Here is a 25349-nt window from a genome sequence, read left to right as displayed (position 1 = left end):
GCTTGCCGCCCTCTCCTGGGCTGGGCTGGAAATCCGCGAGAACGGTGCTCAGGCGGTCCGCAATTCAATCGAAAGGCAAAACAATGAAGCGGCGAACGGCGCTGATGCGAAGCGCCTTGACTATGACGCCTGCTCTCATTCTGGCGGGTTGTGGAACTTCGGCGCCGGCAAATGTGAGCGGCCTGCGCGGCGTGGTCGGCACTGACCTCGTCGGTGCTCGCGGCGCGACGGCGGCAGACCAGCGCAGGATTGACAGGACGGTGGTCGGCCTTTGTGCCGCTTCGGTCTGGGCAAAGAGCGAATGCACGAGACACGGGGAGCTCCGCGATGGTTGACGCCACGGTCCACCAACAGCTTGGGACATTGATTGCCGAGGTGAAGAACCTGCGGGAGGATTTCCGCCGTGCGGAGGACAGGTCCGACGCCGGGCGAAACTCCATGGATCGGCGCATGGACGAACTCGTCGAACGGGTTGGAACGCTCGAGACGTCGATGACGCTCGTCAAGGACGAGATCGCCGAGATGAAGCCGGTGACCGAGGACGTCCGCAAATGGAAGCTGATAGGCATGGGAGCGCTTGGCGTCATCGGCATCGGCGGCGCGGCACTCGGCGTCACCTTCGCGGATGCGGCCCGGCGGGCGATCATGCTGATCAGGGCAGCGTAGCTTATGTGCGGTGCGCAACCCCCGGCGCCTTCGGGAAGCTGGCCATCGTCGCCCGGTCCGAACGCCCGTCTTCGCGTCAGTCGTCGTCGAAAAGCAGGAAATCCCGATAACGCCGGCTGACCAGCCGCAGCGAGCGATCCGGCTCGATTACGTAGGTCTCGTAAACGCGACGGCCGAACGGACCAATGAACTGGTGCGGCACGATGCTGCCGACCGGCGCCTTGGTGAGTTTCGTGCGCGGCTGGCCGCCGTAAGTGATGCTGCCGGGAATGGGTTCAAGGTAGGGCGAGTAGCCGACCGAGGATGTCGTCATCTCGCAGCCGGCAAGCAAGAGGGCCGTGCAGAGCGTGGGAAGTGTGTGTTTCATGGCAATCTCCGAATTGCAGAGTTCCTGCCGAGTCAGTCGAAGATATCGTAGTCGATGCGCCGGCTCGTCAGCCGCAGCGAGCGATCCGGCTCGATTATATAGGTTTCCGAGACGCGGCGCCCGAAATCGTCGAAGAAGCGATGCGGCACGGTGCTGCCGACAGGCGCCTTGGTGAGCTTTGTGCGCGGCTGGCCGCCATAGGTGATGCTGCCGGGGATCGGCTCCAGATTGGGACCATAGCCGACGGTCTGTGTCGAACTGCAAGCGCCGAGCATCAAAGCTGCGAAAATCGCGGAAAGGGCACTCCGCATGGCGATGTTCTCCGCTCGGGCGCGACGCCGCTGCAAAGCCGGCATCTGCAGGAGCTTCTTGCACGTTTAACTGGTGCATCATTGTATTCCCGAAGCCGCAACGATCAAAGAGCGGAACGCGTTTCTGCGGATTTCTGGTGAAACACGATATTTCGGTTCAAATTCTTGAACATTTCGGTTGCGCAGAACGGGAGGTTTGAATGATTTAGGGCAGCCGGATACGCAATCAGCGACGTTCCGGGGGGAGCGTGGACCTTTTCAGGCGATGACGCGTTGCCGCCCTGCGGGCGTCCTTGTTGGCATGTCGCGACCAGACCGCCGCAGGTGTTTTGCATGACTGTCGAACAGTCTCTTTCGTTTCTCGTCATTGGCACGATGATGGTCTTCTTCATCTGGGACCGCTTCCGCTATGACGTCGTAGCCTGTTCGGCGCTGATGCTCGCGGTCGCCGTCGGCATCGTACCCTACGACCACGCCTTCGACGGCTTCAGCGACGATATCGTGATCATCGTCGGCAGCGCGCTGATCGTCAGCGCCGGCGTCGCGCGATCCGGCATCGTCGATGCGGCGATCCAGCGCTTCCTTCCGGAGCTCAATTCGGTGAGGGCACAGCTCGCGCTGCTGGTGGTAACCGTTACGGTCCTTTCGTCCTTCATCAAGAACATCGGCGCGCTTGCCATCATGATGCCGGTCGCCTTCCAATTCGCCCGGCGCTCGAACGTGCAGCCTTCGGTCTTCCTGATGCCCATGGCCTTCGGCGCGCTGATCGGCGGGCTCATGACGCAGGTGGGCACCTCACCGAACGTTGTCGTATCGCGTATGCGGCAGGAACTGACCGGTGAAAGCTTCAGCATGTTCGATTTCACGCCTGTCGGCGCCTCGCTGGCGTTGGTCGGGGCGATTTTTCTGCTCTTTGCCTATCGGCTCGTTCCGGAGCGAAAAAGCCAGCAGGTCTCGGTGCAGCACGCGATCGAAATCACCGATTATACGTCCGAGGCTATGGCGGCCCCCGGTTCCCCGGCGATCGGCAAGTCGCTCAGCAACCTCGTGAAGCTCGGCGACGGCGGCGCCGTCGTCATCGCCATCTTCCGTCGCGGCACTCACCTGGCGCCGCTCCCCGACGTGGTCATCGAGGCCGATGACATTCTGCTGCTTGAAGGCGGCCCTGCTGCGCTGGACCGCATCGTTTCCCAGGCGAAACTGAAAATCTCTGGCGATCGATCGCCAACGTCCACCGAGACGGCGAGGGCGGAGATTGAGGCGATCGAAGCGGTGATTGCCAGCGGCTCGCCGCTGGTCGGAATGTCTGCGGAGCGGCTCGCCCTGTTTCACAATCACAATATCAACCTGCTTGCCGTGAGCCGCCAAGGCGAACGGCTGAAGCAGCGCCTCGGTAGCATAAGGCTGCGGGCCGGCGACATCGTCGTCTTGCAGGGCCGGCGTGCGGAACTGCCGGCGTTCCTTCAGGATTTCAGTTGCTTGCCGCTCGCCCAGCGGGACATCCTGCTCGGGACCACCCGACGTGCCCCCGTGCCGCTGATCGTGTTGGCGACGGCCATGGGCGCGACGGCGGTCGGCATTCTGCCGGTGCAGGTTGCTTTCTTTGCCGCAGCGCTTGCCATGGTGGTCTTTCGCGTCATTCCGCTGCGGGAGGTTTATCGGGCCGTCGACGGGCCGATCCTCGTCATGCTGGCGGCGCTGATCCCGGTCAGCGACACGTTGCGCACGACCGGCGGCTCAGACCTGATAGCGGGCTGGTTGAGCGGCATAGCGGTCAACCTGCCTCCGGCCGGCGCGCTCATGCTCATCCTCGTGGCGGCCATGGCTGTGACTCCGTTTCTCAACAATGCCGCCACGGTGCTCGTCATGGCGCCGATCGCCGCGAGCTTCGCATCGGCGCTGGACTACAGGCCTGATGCCTTCCTGATGGCGGTGGCGATCGGCGCCGGTTCCGACTTCCTGACGCCGATCGGCCACCAGTGCAACACGCTGGTGATGGGGCCAGGCGGCTATCGCTTCGGCGACTATCCGCGGCTCGGCCTGCCGCTCTCCATCGTCATCATCCTCGTCGCCGTGCCGATGCTGATGTGGGTCTGGCCGCTTAGATAAGGAAAGATCCTCGCTGATCTTGTTGCCTCTGTCCGGCGACCGCTCGCCTTCGGGCCTGTGGAGTGCGCTAGCAGAGGCGGCGCTGAAGAGTGAATGGGCGGCATTGAAGATCGACGGTGGAAACCGCAAGATCGGCTCCTATCTGAAGAGCGAGTCACGAGAGGCGGTCACATGAACGATGGGGCGGAAATTTGCACGCCGGAAGAGGTGCTGGACTTCTGGTTCACGGAGCTTTCCTATGACCACTGGTTCACGCCGAGCACCGAACTCGATCGTCAGTGCGTGCAACGCTTTCAGGCATCGCATCTGGCACTTTCACGGAAGCTCGACGATGGCTGGCGCCAGACGCCGGGCAATCGGCTCGCCGCGATCATCCTGTTCGATCAGTTGCCGCGCAACATGTATCGAGGCTCGCCACTCGCCTATGCGACCGACTGCCTCGCGTTGCGCGAGGCAAAGCTCGCCATAGGGGCCAGTGCCGATATTGCGGTGCCGGCGGAATGGCGTCCGTTTTTCTACATGCCGTTCGAACACTCCGAGAACCTCACCGATCAGACGATGTCGGTGAAGCTGTTTACCGCGCTCGGCGACCCCGGCTATCTCGACTATGCCATTCGCCACCGGGAGGTGATCGAACGGTTCGGGCGCTTTCCGCATCGCAACGCGATCCTGGGGCGCACTTCGACGCCGGCCGAAGAGGACTATCTCGCGCAACCGGGGGCGGGCTTCTAGGACCACTCGAACCAATACAGGTCAACTGCGCCGCTTGTGGTCTCAACAGACGCAAGGACAGCGGACATCACGCAAGGGAGAAACGCCATGAGCATGAAAAGGCTGCCGTGGGAGGGCGGGTGCCGCTGCGGACGGGTGCGCATCGAGGTCAGCGCTCCGCCGCTTGTCACCATGGCCTGCCATTGCACGGGGTGCCAGCGCATGACGGCGAGCGCTTACTCATTAAGCGTCGCGGTCCCGAGCGAGGGCTTCGCGGTAACCAAGGGAGACCCGGTGATCGGCGGACTGCACGGCGCGACGCGCCACTATTTTTGCCCGCACTGCATGAGCTGGATGTTCACCCGCCCCGAAGGGATGGATTGGTTCGTGAACCTTCGTGCGACGATGCTCGATGACGCCAGCTGGTTCGCGCCTTTCATCGAGACCTGGACAAGCGAGAAATTGCCATGGGCGGCCACGCCCGCCGTCCATAGTTACGAAACGATCCCGGCGATGGAGGAGTATGAGGGCCTGCTGCAAGGATATGCGGAATGGGCCGGGAAGCCCGACTCGTAGAACGTCGCGTTGTCTGCGGAAGAACGCCTCGTCTCGGACTTGGGTGCCGTGAAACAATTGTGAATTGGCGCCGATTCACGTAGAAATTCATCGCTCCGGGGCGGCTTTTGCATCTTTTTGCCGTCTTGCCTATGCACAGGAGACGAGCTGATCGCTCAGGCGATTTCGTCTGTGTGGCTCCCGGATTTCGAAGGATATCGAATTGCATTCCGCTGCGAAATTGACCGTTCTCTCGATTGCCATTTCGTTCGTATTGCTGACGCTCGCCGGGGGCGGCACGGCGACGGCCCAGCAGGCGGCGCAACCGCGACAGGCCGCGCCTTCGACGCCGACGCCTGCGCAGCCGCCCCAACCGAGTCCGGAAGCGCAGTCCGCGCCACCCGCTCCGGCGGCCCAAGGCGAAGCCGACGAGGCCCCGGCAAATGCTTCACCCTTGCTGCAGCAGGCGGAAGACCAGCTCGACCAGGCTGACCGAGAGCTCAAGCGGCTGGCCGATCGTGTCGGCGCCGCTGCCGATGACGATACGTTGCTTGCCGAACTCAAGGTCCAGGTCGACGAGCTGTCGAAGCAGATCATCTCGGCATCGGTGGCGACGCGGTCGCGTCTCGACGAAATCAAGGCGCGGCTTGCCGAGTTGGGCGATCCGCCGGGCGAGGGCCAGCCGCCCGAGGCGGCAATCGTCACCGAGGAGCGAAAGCGCCTGCTGGCCGAGCGCGGCGCCATCAACGCTCTGACCGGGAGAGCGGAAAATCTTTCCGTTGAGGCCAGGAAGCTCGCCAACGGCATCACTGCCACCCGCCGCGCGCTGTTCTCCAACACCCTGCTGAAGCGCACCGAGGTTTCCGTGGCGATGTTGAGCGAGGCGATCACGACCACCGCTGACGAGAGCAGGGCATTGTGGCGCAGCGTCAGCAGCTGGCTGACGTTTGCGTGGAACTACAAGCGCATTCCCTTCTTGACCGCGATCTTTCTTTCGCTCTGCGGGGCGATGATTTTTCTCGTCGGGGGCTATAGGCTTTTCTCGCCGTTCATTTTGCAGCACGAGGAGCAGGACGAGCCCACTTATTTCCGGCAGCTTTCGCTGGCCTTCTGGTCCACGCTTATTCCGACGATGGCGCTCATCGCCTTCGCAACCTCGAGCTATTTCTTCCTGAGCAGCTTCAATGTCTTGCGGCCGGACATAGCACCGATCATTGCGGTTACGCTTGGCATGGGTGTTGCCGTCTTCTTCGTCACCAGGCTGGCGAGTGCCGTGCTGTCGCCAGCGCGCTCGAGCTGGCGTCTCGTGCGCGTTTCGGATCGCGGTGCGCGCATGCTGATGGCGCCGATCTTTGCCATGGCGCTGGTCAACGGCCTCGACTACTTGCTCGGAAGCATCAGCGATTCCCTTGGTTCGCCGGTCCTGCTGACCGTCGCCAAGAGCTTTCTCGCATCGATCATCATCGGGCTGATATTGATGTCGATGGCATGGATCCGCCCGACGCTCAGGCAGGACGAGCCGTTTGACGCACCCGGTCGTCCGTGGCCGCGGTTCATTTCCGTGTCGCTGCTGTTGTTGGGAGCAGGGCTGATTGCAATAGCCCTTGCCGGGTATGTCGGCCTGGCGCGGTTCATTGCCACGCAGATCATCGTTACCGGCGCCATCCTGGTGACGATGTATATCGGCATTCTCACCGGTCGATCGGTCTCCAAACAGGGCGCCTTCGCGGAAACGGTCGGGGGACGCTATCTCGAACGTCGCTTCAAACTGGAACAGGTGGGGCTCGACCAGATCGGCCTTGTCGCCGGCCTCGGCATATATGCGCTCGTCGCGCTGTTTTTCATCCCGCTGATCCTGCTGCAATGGGGCTTCCAAATCGCGGATATCGAATCCTGGGTCTATCGGTTCGTTACCGAGATCCGGATCGGAACGATTACGATCTCGCTGGTCGGCCTTCTTGCGGGCGTGCTCTTCTTCGCGATCGGCTTTGTCGTCACCCGTTGGGTGCAGCGCTGGATCGACGGCAACGTCATGGCGCGTAGCCGTGTCGATGCCGGCGTGCGCAATTCCATCCGCACCGGCATCGGCTATATCGGCGTCGGCCTTGCCGGCCTCATCGGCCTGTCGGCGGCGGGCATCGATCTTTCAAGCCTCGCTCTCGTCGCCGGTGCTCTCTCGCTCGGCGTCGGTTTCGGCCTGCAGAACATCGTCTCGAATTTCGTCTCGGGCTTGATCCTGCTCGTCGAGCGGCCCTTCAAGGTCGGCGACTGGATCGTCAGCGGCACGACCGAGGGCTTCGTCCGGCGCATTTCCGTCCGCGCGACCGAGATCGAAACCTTCCAGCACCAGTCGATCATGATGCCGAACTCGCTGCTCATCAACGCATCGGTCGGCAACTGGACGCACCGAAACAAGCTTGGTCGCTCCGAAATTACCATCACGCTCAGCTATGCCAGCGATCCGCGCCGGGTCATCGAGCTGCTGCACGAAATCGCCGCCGCCCATCCGATGGTCCTCAAGAATCCGGCGCCGAATGTCGGCTTCACGGCCTTCGGCGACGAGCGCATGACTTTCGAATTGCGCATCTATGTCGCCGACGTGCTGACGGCGGGCAACGTCCGCAACGACATCCGTGTCTCGATCTACGAGCGTTTCCGCGACGAGGAGATCGGCGCCCCATTCCCTGTGAGGGTAGAGGACACGACGCCGGAGGAGGCGACGCCATCCGACATCGAGCTACCAGCGGCTGAGGAAGACAAAACCGAGATTCAGGCGGAGGAGAGCGAGACGCGCCGCCGGTCCTTCGGTGCGCGCAGCAGCAGCCGCTAACGCGAATGAATTTCGAAGCTTCGGTAGCAATTCGAAGTGCTACAGCGCCCCGCAGTAAACGACGGTGGCACGCCCTCATGTGCTTGTCACAGCGACGGCGCGTCGGCAGCGCAGAAGATTTTTCAGCCCAAGGACTTGGGCTGCTGGATTCCTGTGACAAGCACAGGAATGAGGGAGAAGAGCAGTGGGTACGGCAGACGACAAGGCGTATTCATGCTGCTGTCGTGCACTGTGGCGTCTGAGGATGCACGGCGCCGTGTAGGCCCCTTGCAGATGCTCTTCGGCGCCGCAAGGTTATCGCTGCAGTGCCGGAACCGGCGCGTCCACGCGCCGGTTCCGGCACATGCTGTCAGGCCCCGGCCATGGCCTGGGCGACCGGCGCGACGTGTGGCCATACCTCCAAGGCGCCGCGATAGATCATATCGAGAGCGACGTAGAGAATGATCGCCAGACCGACATAGGCGATCCAATGGTAGCGGGCGAGCAGCTTGGCGATGAAGGTTGCCGCAACGCCCATCAACGCGATGGAGAGCATGAGCCCGAAGACGAGGACGGTCGGATGCTCGCGTGCGGCGCCCGCGACGGCAAGCACGTTGTCGAGCGACATCGACACGTCTGCCACGACGATCTGGGTCGCGGCCTGTCTGAATGTCTTCCTCGGTGCGTTGGCGTCGTCCAATCCAAGCTCTTCATGGCCGCCTGAACGAATCTCCCGCCACATCTTCCAGCAGACCCAAAGCAGGAGAATGCCGCCGGCGAGGAGAAGGCCGATGATGGCCAGAAGCTGGACCGTGAAGGCCGCAAGCACGATGCGAAGCACGGTCGCCGCGATAATGCCGACGAGAATGGCCTTCTTGCGTTGCTCTATCGGCAGGCCCGCTGCCGCGAGGCCGATCACGACGGCGTTGTCCCCGGCAAGCACGAGGTCGATGACGATAACTTGCATAAGCGCCAATAGTCCGGCGGACGTGAAAATCTCCATAAGCGGTAATCCTTGTATACCCTGATCCCCGAAAACGCCGGGCCGGCGTCGCAAACGCATAGACCGTCAACAATCGCGGGATCAAGGGGCAGGGGAGATCTCGTCCAAAGATATTGCGGAGATCGGCAAATTGCCGCCGCGTCCGGCTCCGGTCCCCGTGTCGAAGAACACGATACAAGCTGCCGGCCTTCGTCCTTCTGAACGGCAGCTCAACGCGCCATTCAGCGCCTATTCAGCAGTTCTCTCATAAAAAGCATGCAATTCAACCGGCCATTGTCTGGGTTGGCGTGGGCTGAAGGGGGGCCGGTAGTTTTTGCCACGGGGCGAAAGGGTGACCGGCCGAAGGGGGCGGCGCGCGGGTAGCGCGCCGATGGCGATGAAGACAGTTGTTGCTGCCTTGCTTTGCGGCATGTTTGCCGCTGGCGTCGCGAATGCTGCAATGGTGACCAACAAGGATGGCGAATCCGCCATATTGGTGATCGTCGAGGGAGAAAGCCGGATAGAGGTGGTCGTCGATTCCGGCGCTACGGAAATGATTTGCCCGAGCGGCTGCTTCGTGACCGCGCCGAGTGGCGACCATATTGGCCTTCAAGGCGACGAGACCATCGAAATCGTCAACGGCTCCGTTGTGGTGAAGTAGCTGAACAGCCGGTCGCGTGAAGGCGGCGGGACCGTGGTGCCCCGCCGCTCCTTAATGCTGGACAATTGTGTCCAATGGCTCAGGCGTGGTGAGCGCTGACTGCCTTGACCAATTCGCCTGCCAATTGCTGGCTGGTGCAGTGGGAAATGTCGCCCAGCGACAGCATGCCGACCATGCGCTTGTCATCGTTGATCACCGGCAGCCGCCGGATCTTCTTCGACTCCATCAGGTGAATGGCGTCTTCGACGGATTCATTGGTGCGGCAATAGACGATCTCCCTGGTCATAACGTCGCGAGCCGTCAGCGAGGAGACGTCGCGGCCGTTCGCCAATGCACGCAGAGTGAGATCGCGATCGGTTACCATTCCGATCAAGCGATCGTTCTCGCCGACCGGCAGCGCGCCGATGTCTTCCTCCTTCATGATCCGCGCGATGGTTCGCAGATCCGCTTCCGGGCCGATCCAACGAACACCGGAATGCATCGCTTCTTCGGTTCTCATCATATCCTCCCTTGCTATACTCAGCCGCATTACACGCCTGAAACATGGCCAATCGTTGGAATCCGGTGTTTCGATGCGAATTCGGCACGAACTTTACACGTTCGTGGAAAAGATGCGGTCCACAGTCGCGAAATCGCTCACGTCAATTTTCGTCGCCGTTCGAGTTCCGCTTCGGATGGCTGATCGAATTCGAATGAACCGGTGACGACCGGTCCTCCGCGGATATATTTGTTGACCGTGACGCCGGTTCCGGAAAGCTTCGAACTTACCAGTTTCAACGCCATCGGTGCTGCGCCTTCGCCGAACAGCCTCTTCCCCTTTCCGAGAATGACGGGAAAGTACGAGATATACATCTCGTCCACCAGGTCATGGCGGAAAAGGGTCTGGAGGAAATCGGTCGAGCCCTGCGTCAGCAGGTCCGGTCCTTGCTCAGTTTTCAGTTCTTGCAGTGTAGCAAGCACGTCGTTGCCCAATGTCTGACTGTTCTTCCAGTCGAGCTTCAGGTCCGGATTGCGCGTCGCGACGTATTTGGTGATGCGGTCGAACAATGAGCCGATCGGGTCGTCCGCGCCGGCATAGGGCCAATGCGCCGCGAAGATCTCATAGGTCTTCCGGCCAAGCAGGAGGTCAAACGGCTTGGCGAACATCTCGTCCACCGCTTGTCCCATGGCCTCGTCGAAATAGGGGAAGGCCCAGCCGCCATATTTGAAGCCGCCGACGGGATCTTCGTGCGGTCCCCCCGGCGCCTGCATGATTCCGTCCAGACTTACGAATGCGCCAACGATGATCTTTCTCATTATCGCTCTCCTTAGTCGCCTCCTGATATCGACTAAGACGGATGGCGGGGGCTGATTCCGACAGCCGCCAGCGACAATTTCGGCCTAACTTCCAAAATCGATCAGGTCAGTCCTCATGATAAAAATAGCGGCGCCATTCGCCTTCGCCCCCATAGCGCCCTTCGCGATAAGTCCGGCGCCAGACGCGGCGTTCGCAATAGCCGTCCTCGCAGTAGGTGTCGACGATCCGCTCGTTGACGACTCCGTTGTTGGATGAACTGTTCGAGCTCGTGTTCGACGATTGACTGCCGGCCTCGGCCTTTCCGGTTGTCATCGCTGCGGCGACAAATAGAAACGGCAGGATACGCATGGCTTCCTCCTTCACTCCCGCCAGAGTGGGCCTCCGAGCCTGAACATCCACTGAACGATGGACTCCAGGAGTGCGGCACCTTTCTCAGTCGCGGCCTCACGGAATGGCGAAGATGCTGATCTCGTTGGCAATGCCGCGCAGCGTGACATTGTGTGACATCGGGCTCAGACCCCGATCCGAAAGCAGGTTGGAGGCTCGCGGGTCTTCGAGCACAGAGCCGGTCGCGAAGATCTCGCGCGACGTGGCCAGATGCTGGACGCGCGAGGCGATGTTGACGGTCTGGCCGAAATAGTCCTGCCGCTCGTTCAAATTGACGGCGATGCACGGTCCTTCGTGGATACCGATTTTCAGGAGCAGATCCTCGCTGCCGCGTTCGTCATTGAGCTTGCGCATGGCGTCGCGCATCCGCATGGCCGCGGCGACCGCCCGGTCCGGTGTCGGAAAGGTCGCCATCACGGCGTCGCCGATCGTCTTGACGACGGCGCCGGCCTCGGCCGCAACGATCTCGTTCAGGACCCGGAAATGCGCCCGCACCAGATCGAATGCGGCCAGGTCGCCGACGCGCTCGTAGAGCTCGGTCGAACCGCGCAGGTCGGTAAAAAGGAAGGTCAGGCTAGTGATCTTCAGCCGTTGGTCGACGTCGAGCATGTCCGTGCGGTAAATGTCGCGGAAGGTCTGGTTGGAGAGCAGCCGCTTGGCGGTGAGGAACGGCCGCCGGCGGCCGAGCATGCCGTGCAGCGTCTCGTTGGCCATGCAGACCGAGGGGAGGGTGCGGACCTCCGCATGGTTTTCCACCTGAATGCGAAGCGGGCCGGGCTGCATCTTCAGCGTTTCGGCATGCCGGTGCGCGCGGTCGAAGACGAGGGAAAGATTGCGTCGTTCCCTGGTCGGCTCGCCGCTGACATCCAGGAACTGCGCCGCATGCGTCACCGGTTCGAAGACGATGACGAATTCCGCCGGCAGCTGCAGCGAGATGACCGCCTTTTCGCCCGGCGGCAGTTCCAGCGTCTCGATAATGAACTCGTCGAATTTCTCCTCGTAATCGTCCTCGGGCAGATCGATGCCGGAGCCCCAATACATCTGGCGGAAATATTCGATCGGCGGCAACTCGTGCGGATTGTGTGCCTCGATGTGGCGCACCCGCGGGCTCACCGTGAAGGTCACCTCGACCATCTCGTCGAGGGTCGGCTCGTAGCCTGCAGCACAGAGCGCACAGGTATATTCGGTGCTCTGCACCGTCTTCAACGACGTATTGGCATCGAGCACGCCGCCGCAGCCGGGGCAGAGGACATTCCAGGAAAGCTCGAAAATGCCGAGCCGGGAGGCGTGCAGGAAGCCCGCGATCGTTTCTTCCTCGTCGAGCCTCTCGGCGCTAGCAAAGCCGAGCGCATTGATGCGGCAGAGCTTGCGGTCGGGCGCATCGCGAACCAGCCGCTCGAAGGCATTAGCGACCTTCGGCTTCACAGACTGGCGCAGCACTTCGAATAGCGTCTGAGCTTCACCCATGCCGGCATTCTATACGGAAACTGACGCGTGGTCAGGCGATTTGTCTTGTCTAACGAAGGCGAGCGGCCGCTTAGAGAAAGAGGGGCGCTCCTGCTTTCGCCGGCCAGGATGAGGGTAATCCATTCGCAAGCTTTACTGCGGCGCTTCACCCCGCGATTCCTCCCATTAACACCCGATAAAGTCTCTTCCCCTACGATGCTTTCGGGGACACTCTTTCACATAGGCGATCAATGTCATTCTTCGGCGTTTCCGGAATGTATTATTCCGGCGAATCCCTTGGCGAGCACCGCATTGTGCTTGCCGAGGACTCCAACCTGTTCTCATCGATGGTTTCGAAACGACTGAAGGAGTTGTTCGATATCGACGTGATCGTCTGCCGCGACTACGAGGATTTGCAGTTTGCCGTGGAGAATGCGTCCTTTCCGGCCTCGCTTGCCATTTCGAACATCAACCTGCCGGGTGCGGAGAACGGCGAGGCGCTCAACTATCTGATCGACATGAGCGTCCCAACGGTCGTCTTCACCGGTTCCTTTCAGGAGAAGACGCGTGAGGCGATTCTCGCCAAGGACATCGTCGACTATGTGATCAAGGACAGCGTCGTTGCTGTCGACATGCTGGCGGAATCGGTCTGCCGGTTCCTCACCAACCAGAAGCATCACGTGCTGATCGTCGACGACAGCCCGACCGCGCGGGCGCTGCTGACAACGCAGCTGAAGCGCTACAATTTTCGCACCAGCTCGGCCGAAAGCGGTGCGGCGGCGCTTGAGATCCTGAAGAACAATCCGGATATTGCGCTGGTCATCACCGATTACAACATGCCGGATATCGACGGCTTCGAGCTGACGCGCCGGATCCGCTCGGCCCACGGACCGCATCAGTTGCGCATCATCGGCGTCTCATCGTCGACCAACCGCTTGCTTTCCGCGCGCTTCCTCAAGGCTGGCGGCAATGATTTCGTCGTGCGTCCCTTCGTCAACGAGGAGTTCTATTGCCGCGTCAACCAGAACCTCGACACTTTGACGAAAATCAAGACTTTGAGCGAAAGGGTGAAAATTCCCGCCTGACGCTCGCGAATTTTCAAGCAAGCAGTTGAAATTCCATGCTGGTGGTTGCTGCGTTAACGAAATTGCAACCGGCAGCCCGTTCAATCGCAGCAGATGAACTGGGGATTCCCACATAGGCGCATCTCACCGAGGGGCTTCGGTGACGGTGCGAATCGGCGCAATTGCATATTGGGTCACGGGGCTCCGCCGCACGGATCGGATCGCGCAGAGGCAAAAGCCTTGGCGTCGCTGCGACCGGGGACGAGCTGCCGCAGGGGATGGGGTTGCAGGGGTCGTGAGATTGCGCCGCGCGTCGGGACGGGCGAACCATATTCAGAAGCACCGCGACAAGCGTCTGCTGCTCGTCGAGGATTCACGGATGTTCGCGGCCGCTCTCAAACACGGGCTGGAGCTTACGCACGGAATAAATGTCGCCCATTGCGCCTCGCTCGCCGCGGTGAAGGCCGAGGTTGCTGCGGCGGAGGAGTGGGTGTTTTCGCTCGCGGTCCTCGATCTCAACCTGCCCGACGCCCCGAATTGCGAGGCCTTGGACTTCATTCTGGCGAACAATGTCCCGGCAATCGTCTTCACCGCCGCCTTCAACGACAGCACCCGCGATCAGATCCTCAACCGGGGCGTTGCCGATTGCATCGTCAAGAACGAGCCAGAGTCGATCGAGCGGCTGATCGCGGCGGTCGACCGGGTCCTCACCAAGGGGCGAACCAATGTGCTGCTGGTGGATTCCTGTGCGGCCTCACGGGAGCAGATGGCAGGCGTCCTGCGGCGGGGGCTATTTGCGGTGATCGAGACGTCGGAAGCGTGGGAAGCATTGCAGGTCCTGGACCAGGGCGGGGCAGTCGACGTGGTCGTCACCGATACAGGTCTTGCCGACCTTGCCGGTCTCGCCCTGCTCGAAGAAGTGCGCAAGCGCCAGGGCGAGGATGCCGTACCGATCATCGGTCTCTCGGAACAGGGCGATGCACGACTCGCCGCGCGCTTCATCGAGGCCGGCGGCGCGGATTTCATCCGCAAGCCTTTCCTCGAGGCTGAGTTCAGCGGCCGCGTTCGGCACGCCGCCATGCTTCAGAAGCGCATTCAGGCCCTGAAACTCGCAGCGGCCAGCGACTACCTGACGGGAATCTTCAACCGCCGCCATTTCTTCATGACCGGCCCGCGCCTGGTTGATCAATATTTACGACGCGGCGAAGGGACCTCGATCGCCGTCCTCGACATCGACCATTTCAAGCGCTTGAACGACACCTACGGCCACGAGATCGGCGATCTCGTATTGAAGCATGTCGCCCGGCAATTAAAGACTCTCGTTGGAGAGGAGCATCTCCTGGCGCGGCTCGGCGGCGAGGAGTTCGGCATCCTGTTCGATGGCCTCGGCGTGCGCGACGCATTCGCCTTTTGTGAAAAACTGCGGGCGGAACTGGCGAAGACGAAGATCGTCGCCGACGATGAGGAGCTGGCGATCACCGTCTCGATCGGTCTTGCGACGATCGAGGCGCCGGAAGCCTTCGAGAACTACCTGCACGCCGCCGACCAGTTTCTCTATATGGCGAAACACGCCGGGCGAAACCGCGTCATTTCCGAGCTGACGCTGCTCGATGCGCTGGCGTCGTGAGGGTTGACGGGCCGGCTCGCGGTCCGCCTGCGATGCCTTGCTTCAGCCGGCCTCAGCGCGCCATCTGCAGCGTCAGCTTGCGCTCGGCGCGCTCCTGTTGCGGCGAGCGGTTGTAAAGTTCGCGATAACACTTGGAGAAGTGCGAGGCGGACACGAAACCGCAGGCGACGGCCACCTCGACCACCGGCATCGACGACTGGATCAGCAGATGCCGGGCGCGGTCAAGGCGAATCTCCAGGTAATAGCGCGCCGGCGAGCGGCCCATCTCCTGTCGGAACAGCCGCTCGATCTGGCGGCGCGACAGGTCGGCGCTTTCGGCGATTTCGAGGAGCGAGAGCGGCTCTGAGAGGTTCGCTTCCATCAGTTCGATGATCGAGAGGACCTTGGCGTTCTGGACCCCCAGGCGGGCGCGCAGTGGAAGCCGCTGGCGGTCATGCGGACCGCGCACGCGATCGGTCAAGGCCTGCTCGCAGACCCGGTTGACGAGGCTTTCGCCAAAATCCTGGTCGATCAGGTTCAGCATCATGTCAAGCGAAGCGGTGCCGCCCGCGCAGGTGTAGATGTTGCTGTCGATCTCGTACAGGTCGGCATATACCTCCGCCTGCGGGAAGCTCTCGGAAAAGCCGGGCAAGTTTTCCCAGTGGATGGCGCAGCGCTTGCCCGTGAGCAGGCCCGCGGAGGCCAGCACATGGGCGCCCGTACAGAGGCTTCCAACGGCGATGCCGCGATTGTAGACCTCGCGCAGCCAGGCATTGACCGATTTGTTCTGGAACTCCTCGACATAGACGCCCGAACAGACAAGCACCATGGAGGGGCGGCTTTCGCCTGCCAGGAACTTGCGCTCGTCCGCAAGCGAGGTGTTGACCTCGAGGGCAATGCCGGCTGAGGAAAAGACCTTCTGACCGTCGGTTGAGGCTAGGCGCCAGGTGTAAGCCTCGTAGCCGAGCATGCGGTTGGCGATGCGAAGCGTTTCTATCGCCGCGGAGAAGGGCAGCATTGAAAAGTTCGGCACCAGAAAGAAGACGAGCGAGCGCTTTTTGGTCAGAGGCTTGTTCATGAGGCTTCCCATGCTGGACGAGGGTGTCTATTCGTCGCTTGTAATATGTCATCCGGCTTGTCTGTTTACGACATTGGCATGGAAAGCCGCGACCGGGAAGAAATTTCGCATTGCGACATCGAGCCGCGGGCTCTTCTCAGGCGGGAGGAGTTGCTGATTGCACGAAAGCGACAGACGTCTTGGCTGAAGTGACGCATTTCGACAAGAAACGCCGCCAAGCGTCCGATGTGTACCGCTCATGACGTTGGTTGCACATTTTGTAAATTACGACTTTCTCGGGGAGGGGGAGACGATGTCGGTATCTGACAAGAGCCGAGCCGGGGCTGCCTTAGCGAGGGTCATGTGCGGGACGACACCTCCGATCCAGCATGATCGGATTGCCTCGGAAGGTGGCGCAACGCAAGAAGGGCACTCCGGTCGGGAATGCCCTTCTTCATTTCATCAGCCCCTGCCAGGCGCGGGGCTTTCGACAGGTCGTGTCGCTGTTCATTGTTCCGTCTTGTGCACCGCGTCGTCGACGGAAGGGAAGCCGATATCCTTCAGCGTGTCGTAGGAGAGGTTCTCCAAGATGCGCTCGTTACGGTGCCGCTTCCAGGCGGCCCAGGCGCGGGCGCGCAGGCTGAAAAGACCGGGCAAAGCCGCAAGGCTCTGGCTCGACGATGAGGAATGTTGGTTCATAGACATTGCTGGTTCCTTCTGAGCTTCTCAAAAGGTCGCGACCATGTCTTGGTTATGGCGCAACCTGATTGATCAATCAAACGAATATGTTTGATGTTTTCCATCAAACATGGTGATCTCTTACTGCTGCACGTAACAGCTTGTATCAGGGCTCCTGATCACCTTCTGTTCCGCTTGTAACAGGTCATTTCTGACCCTTGCCGGCAGTTTCGCCAATTGGCGCCGGGTTTCCACTCGGTTTCTGGCGAGCTTGGTCGCGCGCCTTCTCTCCGCGATCCGCTCGATGAAGACCTGGGCCCGCGACAGCATTGCGAGGACGAGATCGCCGTCGTCGCCTGCATGCCGGACGACGCGATTGTGTTGCGGCGCAGATCCGCCGATCGGGTCCTTCCCGAATGAAGGAGTGCCACTGATCCGTCGTGCGGTTGCGGCGGCGTTGTCGATCGCCAAAGATAGGGCGGTCATGACCTTGCTCCTTTGTGTTTTGCGGGTGCTTCCCCGCTTCCTTGCGAGCTTGACTATCGCTCCGATGTAATATTCAATCAAACGAAATGGAGTTAAGCTATCTTTCAGTTTTTCTGAATGAGGAGGCCGCCATGAACATGATCCTGCGCCACGCGCTTCCGCTTCTCGAAATGGATGTGTTGAAGACCTTCGTCGCCATTGCCGAAACCGGCAATTTCACGACTGCGGCCGAAGCCGTGTACCGCACACCCTCCGCGGTCTCGATGCAGATCAAGAAGCTCGAAGAGACGCTGGGCTGCACGCTTTTCCTGCGCGACGCGCGGTCTGTCTCATTGACGCCGAAGGGCGAGTTGCTGCTCGGCTTCGCCCGCCGGCTCCTGTCGCTCAACAACGAGACCGTGTCTCGCTTCCTGCTGCCCGACATGAACGGCGTCGTCCGCGTCGGCGCGCCGGAAGATGTGGGCGAGCGCATCCTTCCGGATGTGCTGAAGCGTTTTGCCGAGACCTACCCGAATGTCACGGTCGACGTGTCGATCGGGATGAGCAACGCCATGCGCAAGCGGGTGGACGAGCACCGGCTCGACATTGCCATTTATAACAGCCTTTCCGACGAGGCGTCCAAGGACGGCGAAATCCTGATGCAGGAAAAGCTGGTTTGGGCCGGGGCCAAGTGCGGCAACGCGCATCTGCGCGATCCCCTGCCGGTGTCGATGTGGGAGGACGGCTGCGTATGGCGCGCCGATGCGGTCGAGAAGCTGTCGCGGGCCGGGCGCAAATTCCGCGTGGCGTTCCTGAGCGCCTATACGACGGGACAACGTGCTGCGGTGCGCGCCGGCCTCGCGATCGCGCCGCTGCCGCGCTATCTAGTCCAAGGGGAGATGGTGCAGCTCGGCGAGCGAGACGGGCTGCCCGATCTCGGCCATTACGATATCGGGCTGAAGGTGGTTGAGGATGCACCGGCACCGGTACTGGCGGTTGCCGAACACGTCCGTGAGGCTTTCGCCGAACTCCAACTGCATACGGGCAGGATGGCCGAGGCCGTTTAGCCGAGGCTCTTGCGGCCTGCGACGAGGCCTCGCCCTGGCTTGACGGACATAAGTAGCAGCTTATAATAAGCCATGACTTATGAAGCTAGAGTCTTTGCTGCGCTGGCCGATCCGACACGAAGGGCGATTTTCGAGCGCCTTGCAGCGCGTGGGCAGTCCGTTTCCGAACTGTCGCGCACCATGCCCGTATCGCAACCGGCGATCTCGCAGCACCTGAAGGTCTTGAAGGAAGCCCGGCTCATTCGCGAGGAACCCGCGGGGGCGCGGCGGATCTACTCCATCGATCCCGTTGGGTTGGGACCCTTGCGGCAGTGGCTGGACCGCTTCTGGACTGACCAACTCGCCGCCTTCAAATCCAATGTCGAAGCGGCGGCCGATCAGGATAAAGACTGAACGACTATCTAAAAGAGGCACACAACCGGGAGAAACCTCATGCACAGGATCGAACCGGTCCCGGTCCGCAAATCGGTTGCCGTCCGCACGTCTCCGCAGAAGGCCTTCGAGTTCTTCGTGAACGGCATGGGTGGCTGGTGGATCAAAGAGCACAGCCTGACGGAGTCCGGACAGAAGACGGTGATCGTCGAGGCCAGAGCGGGCGGCAGATGGTACGAAGTCGGGAATGCCGGCGAGGAGCGCGAATGGGGCCGCGTCATCACCTGCGATCCGCCGCACCGCATTCTTCTCGCTTGGCAGCTCAACGCCGATTTCGACTTCGAGCCGAAATTCCAGACGGAAGTCGAAGTCTCGTTCGAGGCGAAGGGCGAAGGCGAGACGATCGTCACGCTGGAGCACCGCGATCTTGGCAATTATGGCGTTAAGGCCGAGGATCTGCGCGGTGTGCTCGACTCTGAAAAAGGATGGGGTGGGTTGCTGGCGTCGTTTGCCGCGAAGGTGGCATAAGCGGCTCTGCAGCTACTCCCGGCTCCTGCGCCTTCTGCGCCCACCGCCTTCGCCGTCATCGGCCAGCGCCTTGCGCTCCGGTAGCGCCACGACCTCGGAGAGCTTCGGAAAGGCGTCGACCTTGTTCGGCATCGCCATGGCGTTGACGAAGTGCTCCTGAAATTTCGATTCAAGAGCCGTTTCTATCTTCTCGATCTTTCTCACGGTTTCCTCGATCTCGCGGCGGTGACCGCGGTTGAGGAGGGCCATAAGGGCGCCGGTGCCGGCGGCATTTCCGACTGCCTTCACCTCGGCGAGGTCGCAATCCGGGATCAGGCCGAGCACCATGGCGTATTTCGGATCGATGAAGGAGCCGAAGGCGCCGGCAAAGCGGATCGTGTCGACATGCTCGACGCCCTGCTTTTCCATCAAGAGCTTGATGCCGGCATAGAGCGCAGCCTTGGCGAGTTGGATCGCTCGGATGTCGTTCTGCGTCACGGTGATGCGCGGTTCGCCGTCATGCAGCAGGTAGGAGAAGGTGCGGCCGTTCGGAACGATACGCGAGCTTTTAGCAGCCATCGCACCGTCGACGACGCCGTCCTGCGAGATGATGCCGGTGAGATACATTTCAGCGACCACCTCGATGATCGCCGAGCCGCAGATCCCGGTAACGCCCACCGCTGCGGCGGCCTCGCCGAAGCCCTCCTCGTCCGACCACTTGTCAACACCGATGACGCGGAAGCGTGGCTCGAGTGTCTCCGGGTCGATGCGGACGCGCTCGATCGCGCCGGGTGCGGCGCGTTGGCCGGAGGAAATTTCAGCTCCCTCGAACGCCGGGCCCGTCGGCGAGGAGGCGGCGACGACGCGGGCGCGGTTGCCGAGGACGATTTCGGCATTGGTACCGACATCGACGAGCAGCATCATCTTGTCCTGGCGATGCGGACCCTCCGAAAGCGTCGCGCCGGCCGCATCCGCCCCGACATGTCCGGCGATGCAGGGGAGCATATAGAGCCTCGCGCCGCGATTGACCTCGATGTCGATCTCATGCGCCCAATATTGCAGCGCGCCAGAAACCGCGAGTGCGAAGGGCGCTTGGCCGAGTTCCGTCGGGTCAATGCCGAGGAAAAGGTGATGCATGATCGGGTTGCCGACGACCACCATGTCGAGGATGTCGTGCCGATCGACGCCGCCTTCGCTGCAGACCTTGCCGATCAGCCCGTTCACCGCTTCCCGCACGGCCTTGGTCATCGCCTCGCGGCCATCCGGGTTCATCATCACATAGGAGACGCGGCTCATCAGATCCTCGCCGAAGCGGATCTGCGGGTTCGATGCGCCCGAAGAGGCAACGATTCGGCCGGAGAGCAGCGACACCAGGTGCATGGCGATCGTCGTCGAGCCGATGTCGCAGGCTATTCCATAGGCCTCGTTCTTCAATCCCGGCCAAAGGCCGACGATGAAGGGGCGGGAGGAATCCATGTCCCGATGGATCGCGGCGGTCACCGCCCAGTTGCCCTTGCGCAGGATGCCCTGAACCTGCGGGATCAGGTGCGGCGCGATCAGCAGATCCTTCCAGCCCCAGTCTTTCTCCAGAACCGCCTTCATCCGGTCGAGATCGCCGAGCGGCTTGTGCATGTCCGGCTCGTCCACTTCGACATAGCAGAGCTGGACGGCGGCATTGCGCTCGATCAACCGGTCGGTTGCGGCCTTGCGCACCACCTGGGCATTGATGACGGTATCCTGCGGCACGTCGATGACGAGATCGCCGAGGATCTGCGCCGAGCAGGAGAGGCGACGACCATCGGGCAGTTCGCGCACCGTGGCGTAGCGCTGCTCCTTGGGGCCGATCGGGGAGAGGTGTTCGTTCGAGGAAACGATCTTGTGCTTGGCGAAATTGCCTTCCTGCACGGACACCTGACAGCGTCCGCAGGTGGCGCGGCCGCCGCAGACGCTTTCGACATAAACGCCAAGCTTGCGCGCAGCATCGAGCACTGGGGTGCCGACCGGGAAGCGGCCGCGCTTGCCCGAAGGCATGAAAAGCACCAGAGGATCCTTCTGCGCGGCTTCGGTCATATTGGTCTCGATTTCGGAAGTGCTTTCGATGCGCATGCTGGTCGGTCTCTCGTCAGGTCCGCTTCAACCGGGGAGCGAAGCGCGGGTAGACCGCTTCAGACTGCACCGGAATGACGCCTGATAGTTGTCAGATCCCGACATGAAAAGATCTGTCAGCACATTTCAGGAGGGTTGCCGTGCGCTGGCGAACGGGACGGTTACGGTTTCCTGCGCGATAGCCGCCGGGCATTGCTGCGCACCCGCTTGCCATAGGGCTTGAGGGCGGCCGCGGCAATAGCCGTCCCATGGTGGGAACCGCTGCCGGTCATCAGCCGCATCGTGCTGTCGAGAGCGGCCTTCCAGAGGGCCAGGTTCACGGCCATCCCGCTCTCGGCCGCCGCTGCGACCTTTTCGGAAACCATGCGTTGGAGCTCGGCTACGTCGTGCGTCTTTCCGGTCATTGCCGCAAGCTGCATCTGCTGCAGCCGAAGCGCGATGACGAATGGAGCATCGAACCAAAGCGTGGCAGTGTCCAGGCGGAGGCGGCGCGGTGTCATTGGTTATCTCCACTCTTCGGCCGGATGCGAGTTCCGGATTTCGCTATGGTGCCACAGTTAGCTTCACGACTGCGAATGCATAGGCGACTGCCGTGGCCAACAACATCGAACCACCTCAAAAGCACAGGTTTATGACCCGTTCTTAAGATCGTAGATTGATTCTATTCGTAAAAGCCAAGCCAAATACAACGGCAAGCACCGCGAAGTTTAGAAACACAAGCGGCAGACCATAGTTCCAGAGTGCACCGTAGAACCTTCGAAACTCGTCCGCATCCCCAAACAGCATGTATCTGGCGAAGAGGATCAAGGGGATGAAAACCGCAAGGAACCGAAGATGGTTCCTCAAGGCAATTCCCCTTGAATAGGCAGTGCAGCGTCGAAGCAGGATATTACTCTCGCACCGCTGCGGCGCCAGCCCGCGCCGCACGTCCGCCACGACGTCCACCGCCGGCAGCCGGTGCCGCGGCGGCCGCCACATGTCCGCCTTCGGCCGGCTTGTGGTCGCGATAGGTCATGATCCAGTTGGTGCAGTTCGCGTCGGTACCGTTCAAGACGTTCGCGGCGCGCACCGCTTCCATTTCCTGCGGGCGGCAGGGGTTCATGATTGCCGACGTCATGCCGGCACCGATTACCATCGGAATGAAGCCGGCATTGATGCCGTGGCGATGCGGCAGGCCGAAGGAGATGTTGGAAAGGCCGCAGGTGGTGTTGACCTTGAGCTCTTCACGCAGGCGGCGGAGCAGCGCGAAGACCTGCCGGCCAGCATCGCCCAGGGCGCCGATCGGCATGACGAGCGGATCGACGACGATGTCGTGCGGCTTGATGCCGTGATCCATGGCGCGCTCGACGATCTTCTTGGCGACAGCAAAGCGGACGTCGGGATCCATGGAAATGCCGGTCTCGTCATTTGAGATCGCGACAACCGGAACGTCGTACTTCTTAACGAGCGGAAGGATCGCTTCCAGCTTTTCCTCTTCGCCGGTGACCGAGTTGACGAGCGGGCGGCCCTTGGCAACGCGCAGGCCGGCTTCGATCGCCGCCGTTACCGAGCTGTCGATCGACAGCGGTACATCGACGAGGCCCTGGACGATTTCCAGCGTCTTGACGAGCAGCGGCGGTTCGGTCTCGTTCGGGTTGACAGCTGTCACGCCCGCATTGACGTCGAGCATGGTCGCACCCGCGGCAACCTGCTCCAGCGCGTCCTTGATGACCGTCTCGAAGTTGCCCTCGATCATTTCGGCGGCGAGCTTCTTGCGGCCGGTCGGATTGATGCGCTCGCCGATGACGCAGAAGGGCTGGTCGAAGCCGATGACGATCTCGCGGGTGGCGGAAGCGACGATGGTGCGGGTCATATAAGATCCTCTGATCCTGGAGCCTGGGGCTATGTAATAGACCCCATTCGTGTTTGTCAGGCGCGGGACGAGCCGAAGCGCCGGTTTTCCTCTGTTAAAGCCGCTGGCCGCGGCCCTGTCTCAATGCGGATGGTGTGCGGCGGCCTCCGCCATCTGCTGCTGGTTTTCCTCGATGCCCCCGCGAAGATGCTCGAGCCGCTCGGCCACAAGCGTTTCCGTCGGCGTCGCTTCGTGTTTCCATGGCTTGCGACCCTTCAGGACGCCGGACTCGTGGACGATCTCCGCCACATATTCCTCCTGGCGATAGGCCATCACGTGCACGCCCGAAACGCCCTCGATCTCCTTCACCTCGTTGATGATGTCGATGCAGAGCTGCTTGCCTTCCTTCTTCTGGTCCTGGGCGCCTTCAAGGCGCGTGATGATCGAATCGGGAATATGGATGCCCGGCACGTTGGAGCGGATCCAGCGCGCGGTCTTGGCCGAGGCCATCGGGCCGACGCCGACGAGGATGAAGCATTTCTCGTGCAGGCCGAGGTCGCGCACCTTCTTCATGTACTCGCGGAACATCGGCACGTCGAAGCAGTACTGGCTCTGGACGAATTGGGCGCCCGCTTCGATCTTCTTTGCCAGCCGGTAGGGCCGGAAGTCGTAAGGCGGCGCAAAGGGGTTGATCGCGGCGCCGAGGAAAACCTGCGGCGGCGTCGTCAGCTTGCGGCCGGAGAGGAATTTCGAATTGTCGCGCATGATCCTGACGGTCTCGAGCAGCGACATGCAGTCGAGGTCGAAGACGGGCTTGGCACCCGGCTGGTCGCCGGCCTGCACACCGTCGCCTGTCAGGCACATGATGTTCTGCACGCCCATGGCCGAGGCGCCGAGCACGTCGCCCTGGATGGCGATGCGGTTCTTGTCGCGGCAGGCGATCTGCATGATCGGCGCATAGCCCATGCGCGTCAGCAGCGCACAAATACCGACCGACGACATGTGGCAGTTGGCGCCCGAGGCGTCGACGGCGTTGATGCCGTCCACCCAGCCGTCGAAGATCGCTGCCCGTTCGTAGACGTCCTGGGGATTGGCGCTGTCTGGCGGATTAAGCTCGGCCGTGACGGCAAATTCGCCGCGGCGCAGCACCCGCTCCAGCCGACCGCGCGAAGAATGGCCGGGCAGGGGGTCGAGCGGCGCACCGGGGTCGAAGGGGTTGATATCCGGGCTCATCTCTGGCCTTCCTTCTTCGCCTCTTCGAGAGCCGCGGCCTCGGCCGTCACCCGCAACCACGACGAGGTTTCTCGCAGCGATTGGTTGACCGGTTTCTGGACATTCATGATTGCGTTGCCCTTCACCATGTTCTGCGAACCCTTCCACGCTTGCACCCAGACACAGGGCATATCCGGTTCGACCTCGCAGTTGCCGTTGGCACGGACGCCGCCGCAGGGGCCGTTGCGGAGCTGCTTCGGACAGTTCATCGGGCAGGACATGCCGGTCGAGGACAGCGCGCACTGGCCGCACATGCGACAGTCGAAGAGGAAACCCTTGACGTGGCGTTCGACGAAGGTCACCGGCCGCTCGACGCGGTTGTAGCCGATGGCGTTCCAGAGCGGATGGAGCATCAGGAACATGTCGGCAAAGCGGTTGTAGAACCATTCGAGAAAGCGCGAATGGCGGACCGCCCAGAGCCGGACGGTGTATTTGTGGCGCGAGCGGCGGCTCGGCGAGACATTTGTCGGCGTATAGGCGCCCGTGGCCGCCTTCTTGGCGGATTCGGCGTTGCCGGTGACGACCTTGGGGTCAGGCATTGTCCCGCCCTCCGGCCTTGACGAGTGCAACGAGCCGCTCCCTGTCGTAGGCGGCCTCCAGTTCGGCTGCTGCCTTGTCGGCCTCCGCCTCGAGATCGTCTGAAACCGGGACCGGATCGGCCTTGCGCCATTCGGCCAGGTAGTCGTCGGTCTCGGCAGCGCCGGTCCGCATGGCGCACATATCGATCGCCTCGGTGAAGCGCAGCGAAAGCTCTCGCTTGGCACTCTTGCGGCCCTGTTTGATGATGACCTGGGCGGGGATATCGCGCCAGTAGACGATGATGCGGTCTGCCATGGGATTCCTGTTCTCCTCCACAGCCCCGCGCCTCTTGTCAGACGCGCAGAGGTCGCTGTAGCCCTTTGAATTACTGCATGTTTTATCCTTACGTCGATCGCGATCCAAGGAACATGCAGAGCGCATGATGCCGAAGACCGAAATCGGTCTTCGGACAGGCTTCTACGCCGAGTCAAAGTGTTGCAGCGT

At 61.7% G+C, this 25349-nt stretch carries 29 protein-coding genes; 13 read left to right on the top strand and 16 right to left on the bottom strand.

Annotated features, from left to right (window positions below; genetic code table 11):
• Positions 1-83 precede the first annotated feature (83 nt).
• Together SS05631_RS31855 and SS05631_RS09570 are read left to right on the top strand one after the other, a co-directional pair.
• Positions 84-335: a hypothetical protein gene (locus tag SS05631_RS31855; protein ID WP_244412286.1), complete on the top strand. Its 252-nt coding sequence runs from the start codon at positions 84-86 to the stop codon at positions 333-335.
• Positions 328-666, top strand: a complete 339-nt coding sequence (locus SS05631_RS09570; protein WP_037423526.1) for a DUF1515 family protein — start codon at positions 328-330, stop codon at positions 664-666. Before SS05631_RS31855 ends, SS05631_RS09570 begins: the two co-directional genes overlap by 8 nt.
• A gap of 76 nt (positions 667-742) precedes the next feature.
• Here the strand turns inward: SS05631_RS09570 and SS05631_RS09565 are convergent, their stop codons facing one another.
• Positions 743-1033 carry a hypothetical protein gene (locus tag SS05631_RS09565; RefSeq protein ID WP_037423529.1) on the bottom strand — a complete coding sequence of 97 codons (291 nt, stop codon included), beginning with the start codon at positions 1031-1033 and terminating at the stop codon, positions 743-745.
• Between the two features lie 32 nt (positions 1034-1065).
• Positions 1066-1344 carry a membrane protein gene (locus SS05631_RS09560; protein WP_037423532.1) on the bottom strand — a complete coding sequence of 93 codons (279 nt, stop codon included), beginning with the start codon at positions 1342-1344 and terminating at the stop codon, positions 1066-1068.
• 333 nt (positions 1345-1677) lie between these two features.
• Between SS05631_RS09560 and SS05631_RS09555 the strand changes: the two genes are divergently transcribed.
• The 5 genes from SS05631_RS09555 to SS05631_RS09540 all read left to right on the top strand — a co-directional run bounded on the left by SS05631_RS09555 (position 1678) and on the right by SS05631_RS09540 (position 7549).
• On the top strand, positions 1678-3453 hold the full coding sequence (locus SS05631_RS09555) for an SLC13 family permease (RefSeq protein ID WP_037423535.1): 1776 nt from the start codon (positions 1678-1680) through the stop codon (positions 3451-3453).
• A gap of 19 nt (positions 3454-3472) precedes the next feature.
• Positions 3473-3628: a hypothetical protein gene (locus tag SS05631_RS30955; RefSeq protein ID WP_157213197.1), complete on the top strand. Its 156-nt coding sequence runs from the start codon at positions 3473-3475 to the stop codon at positions 3626-3628.
• Positions 3625-4185, top strand: coding sequence for a DUF924 family protein (locus tag SS05631_RS09550; protein ID WP_037423538.1), 561 nt, complete (start codon positions 3625-3627; stop codon positions 4183-4185). The genes SS05631_RS30955 and SS05631_RS09550 overlap by 4 nt, the downstream gene beginning before the upstream one ends.
• A gap of 87 nt (positions 4186-4272) precedes the next feature.
• Positions 4273-4740, top strand: a complete 468-nt coding sequence (locus tag SS05631_RS09545; protein ID WP_037423541.1) for a GFA family protein — start codon at positions 4273-4275, stop codon at positions 4738-4740.
• A 202-nt stretch (positions 4741-4942) separates the two neighbouring features.
• Entirely contained in the window at positions 4943-7549 is a 2607-nt protein-coding gene (locus SS05631_RS09540) for a mechanosensitive ion channel family protein (protein WP_037423544.1), read from the top strand.
• A gap of 349 nt (positions 7550-7898) precedes the next feature.
• On the opposite strand, the gene SS05631_RS09535 is transcribed toward SS05631_RS09540, so the two are convergent.
• Positions 7899-8531: a TerC family protein gene (locus tag SS05631_RS09535; protein ID WP_037423547.1), complete on the bottom strand. Its 633-nt coding sequence runs from the start codon at positions 8529-8531 to the stop codon at positions 7899-7901.
• Between the two features lie 376 nt (positions 8532-8907).
• Between SS05631_RS09535 and SS05631_RS09530 the strand changes: the two genes are divergently transcribed.
• Positions 8908-9171 (top strand): hypothetical protein, encoded by a 264-nt coding sequence (locus tag SS05631_RS09530; protein ID WP_037386477.1) that lies wholly within the window; start codon positions 8908-8910, stop codon positions 9169-9171.
• Positions 9172-9250: 79 nt separating this feature from the next.
• On the opposite strand, the gene SS05631_RS09525 is transcribed toward SS05631_RS09530, so the two are convergent.
• The 4 genes from SS05631_RS09525 to SS05631_RS09510 all read right to left on the bottom strand — a co-directional run bounded on the left by SS05631_RS09525 (position 9251) and on the right by SS05631_RS09510 (position 12322).
• Entirely contained in the window at positions 9251-9670 is a 420-nt protein-coding gene (locus SS05631_RS09525; protein ID WP_037386466.1) for a CBS domain-containing protein, read from the bottom strand.
• A gap of 137 nt (positions 9671-9807) precedes the next feature.
• Positions 9808-10467 (bottom strand): dihydrofolate reductase family protein, encoded by a 660-nt coding sequence (locus SS05631_RS09520; protein WP_037423551.1) that lies wholly within the window; start codon positions 10465-10467, stop codon positions 9808-9810.
• A 106-nt stretch (positions 10468-10573) separates the two neighbouring features.
• Entirely contained in the window at positions 10574-10816 is a 243-nt protein-coding gene (locus SS05631_RS09515) for a hypothetical protein (protein ID WP_037423554.1), read from the bottom strand.
• A gap of 96 nt (positions 10817-10912) precedes the next feature.
• Positions 10913-12322, bottom strand: a complete 1410-nt coding sequence (locus tag SS05631_RS09510; protein ID WP_037423557.1) for an adenylate/guanylate cyclase domain-containing protein — start codon at positions 12320-12322, stop codon at positions 10913-10915.
• Positions 12323-12552: 230 nt separating this feature from the next.
• On the opposite strand from SS05631_RS09510, the gene SS05631_RS09505 reads away from it, so the two are divergent.
• The gene (locus tag SS05631_RS09505) at positions 12553-13386 is read left to right on the top strand and encodes a response regulator (RefSeq protein ID WP_037423560.1); all 834 of its coding nucleotides are present in this window, start codon (positions 12553-12555) and stop codon (positions 13384-13386) included.
• Between the two features lie 274 nt (positions 13387-13660).
• Positions 13661-14992 carry a diguanylate cyclase gene (locus tag SS05631_RS09500; RefSeq protein WP_037423564.1) on the top strand — a complete coding sequence of 444 codons (1332 nt, stop codon included), beginning with the start codon at positions 13661-13663 and terminating at the stop codon, positions 14990-14992.
• A gap of 52 nt (positions 14993-15044) precedes the next feature.
• On the opposite strand, the gene SS05631_RS09495 is transcribed toward SS05631_RS09500, so the two are convergent.
• The 3 genes from SS05631_RS09495 to SS05631_RS09485 all read right to left on the bottom strand — a co-directional run bounded on the left by SS05631_RS09495 (position 15045) and on the right by SS05631_RS09485 (position 17192).
• Positions 15045-16049, bottom strand: a complete 1005-nt coding sequence (locus SS05631_RS09495; RefSeq protein WP_037423567.1) for a GlxA family transcriptional regulator — start codon at positions 16047-16049, stop codon at positions 15045-15047.
• 486 nt (positions 16050-16535) lie between these two features.
• Positions 16536-16733 (bottom strand): hypothetical protein, encoded by a 198-nt coding sequence (locus SS05631_RS09490; protein WP_037423570.1) that lies wholly within the window; start codon positions 16731-16733, stop codon positions 16536-16538.
• A 114-nt stretch (positions 16734-16847) separates the two neighbouring features.
• The gene (locus SS05631_RS09485) at positions 16848-17192 is read right to left on the bottom strand and encodes a hypothetical protein (RefSeq protein WP_037423652.1); all 345 of its coding nucleotides are present in this window, start codon (positions 17190-17192) and stop codon (positions 16848-16850) included.
• 131 nt (positions 17193-17323) lie between these two features.
• Between SS05631_RS09485 and SS05631_RS09480 the strand changes: the two genes are divergently transcribed.
• The 3 genes from SS05631_RS09480 (at position 17324) to SS05631_RS09470 (ending at position 19138) form a co-directional block, all read left to right on the top strand.
• Positions 17324-18238 carry a LysR substrate-binding domain-containing protein gene (locus SS05631_RS09480; RefSeq protein ID WP_037423573.1) on the top strand — a complete coding sequence of 305 codons (915 nt, stop codon included), beginning with the start codon at positions 17324-17326 and terminating at the stop codon, positions 18236-18238.
• Between the two features lie 72 nt (positions 18239-18310).
• On the top strand, positions 18311-18631 hold the full coding sequence (locus SS05631_RS09475) for a metalloregulator ArsR/SmtB family transcription factor (RefSeq protein ID WP_037423576.1): 321 nt from the start codon (positions 18311-18313) through the stop codon (positions 18629-18631).
• A 39-nt stretch (positions 18632-18670) separates the two neighbouring features.
• A complete protein-coding gene (locus SS05631_RS09470) occupies positions 18671-19138 on the top strand; it encodes an SRPBCC family protein (protein ID WP_037423579.1) in 468 nt (155 codons plus the stop codon).
• A gap of 12 nt (positions 19139-19150) precedes the next feature.
• On the opposite strand, the gene SS05631_RS09465 is transcribed toward SS05631_RS09470, so the two are convergent.
• From SS05631_RS09465 to SS05631_RS09435, 6 genes are all read right to left on the bottom strand, one after another.
• Positions 19151-21223, bottom strand: a complete 2073-nt coding sequence (locus SS05631_RS09465) for an ASKHA domain-containing protein (RefSeq protein ID WP_050988336.1) — start codon at positions 21221-21223, stop codon at positions 19151-19153.
• 161 nt (positions 21224-21384) lie between these two features.
• The gene (locus SS05631_RS09460; RefSeq protein WP_037423582.1) at positions 21385-21723 is read right to left on the bottom strand and encodes a hypothetical protein; all 339 of its coding nucleotides are present in this window, start codon (positions 21721-21723) and stop codon (positions 21385-21387) included.
• Positions 21724-22112: 389 nt separating this feature from the next.
• Positions 22113-23075 (bottom strand): methyltetrahydrofolate cobalamin methyltransferase, encoded by a 963-nt coding sequence (locus SS05631_RS09450; RefSeq protein ID WP_037423585.1) that lies wholly within the window; start codon positions 23073-23075, stop codon positions 22113-22115.
• Between the two features lie 120 nt (positions 23076-23195).
• Entirely contained in the window at positions 23196-24287 is a 1092-nt protein-coding gene (locus SS05631_RS09445; protein WP_037423588.1) for a methylenetetrahydrofolate reductase, read from the bottom strand.
• Positions 24284-24865 (bottom strand): methylenetetrahydrofolate reductase C-terminal domain-containing protein, encoded by a 582-nt coding sequence (locus SS05631_RS09440; RefSeq protein ID WP_037423591.1) that lies wholly within the window; start codon positions 24863-24865, stop codon positions 24284-24286. Before SS05631_RS09440 ends, SS05631_RS09445 begins: the two co-directional genes overlap by 4 nt.
• The gene (locus SS05631_RS09435; protein WP_037423594.1) at positions 24858-25160 is read right to left on the bottom strand and encodes a virulence factor; all 303 of its coding nucleotides are present in this window, start codon (positions 25158-25160) and stop codon (positions 24858-24860) included. Before SS05631_RS09435 ends, SS05631_RS09440 begins: the two co-directional genes overlap by 8 nt.
• Between the last annotated feature and the right edge of the window lie 189 nt (positions 25161-25349).

Source organism: Sinorhizobium sp. CCBAU 05631 (genome assembly GCF_002288505.1).
In the GTDB taxonomy this organism is placed as follows: Bacteria; Pseudomonadota; Alphaproteobacteria; order Rhizobiales; family Rhizobiaceae; genus Sinorhizobium; species Sinorhizobium fredii_C.
The sequence above is the reverse complement of the archived record's forward strand: the minus strand, read 5'-3'. Positions and strand labels throughout refer to the sequence as shown.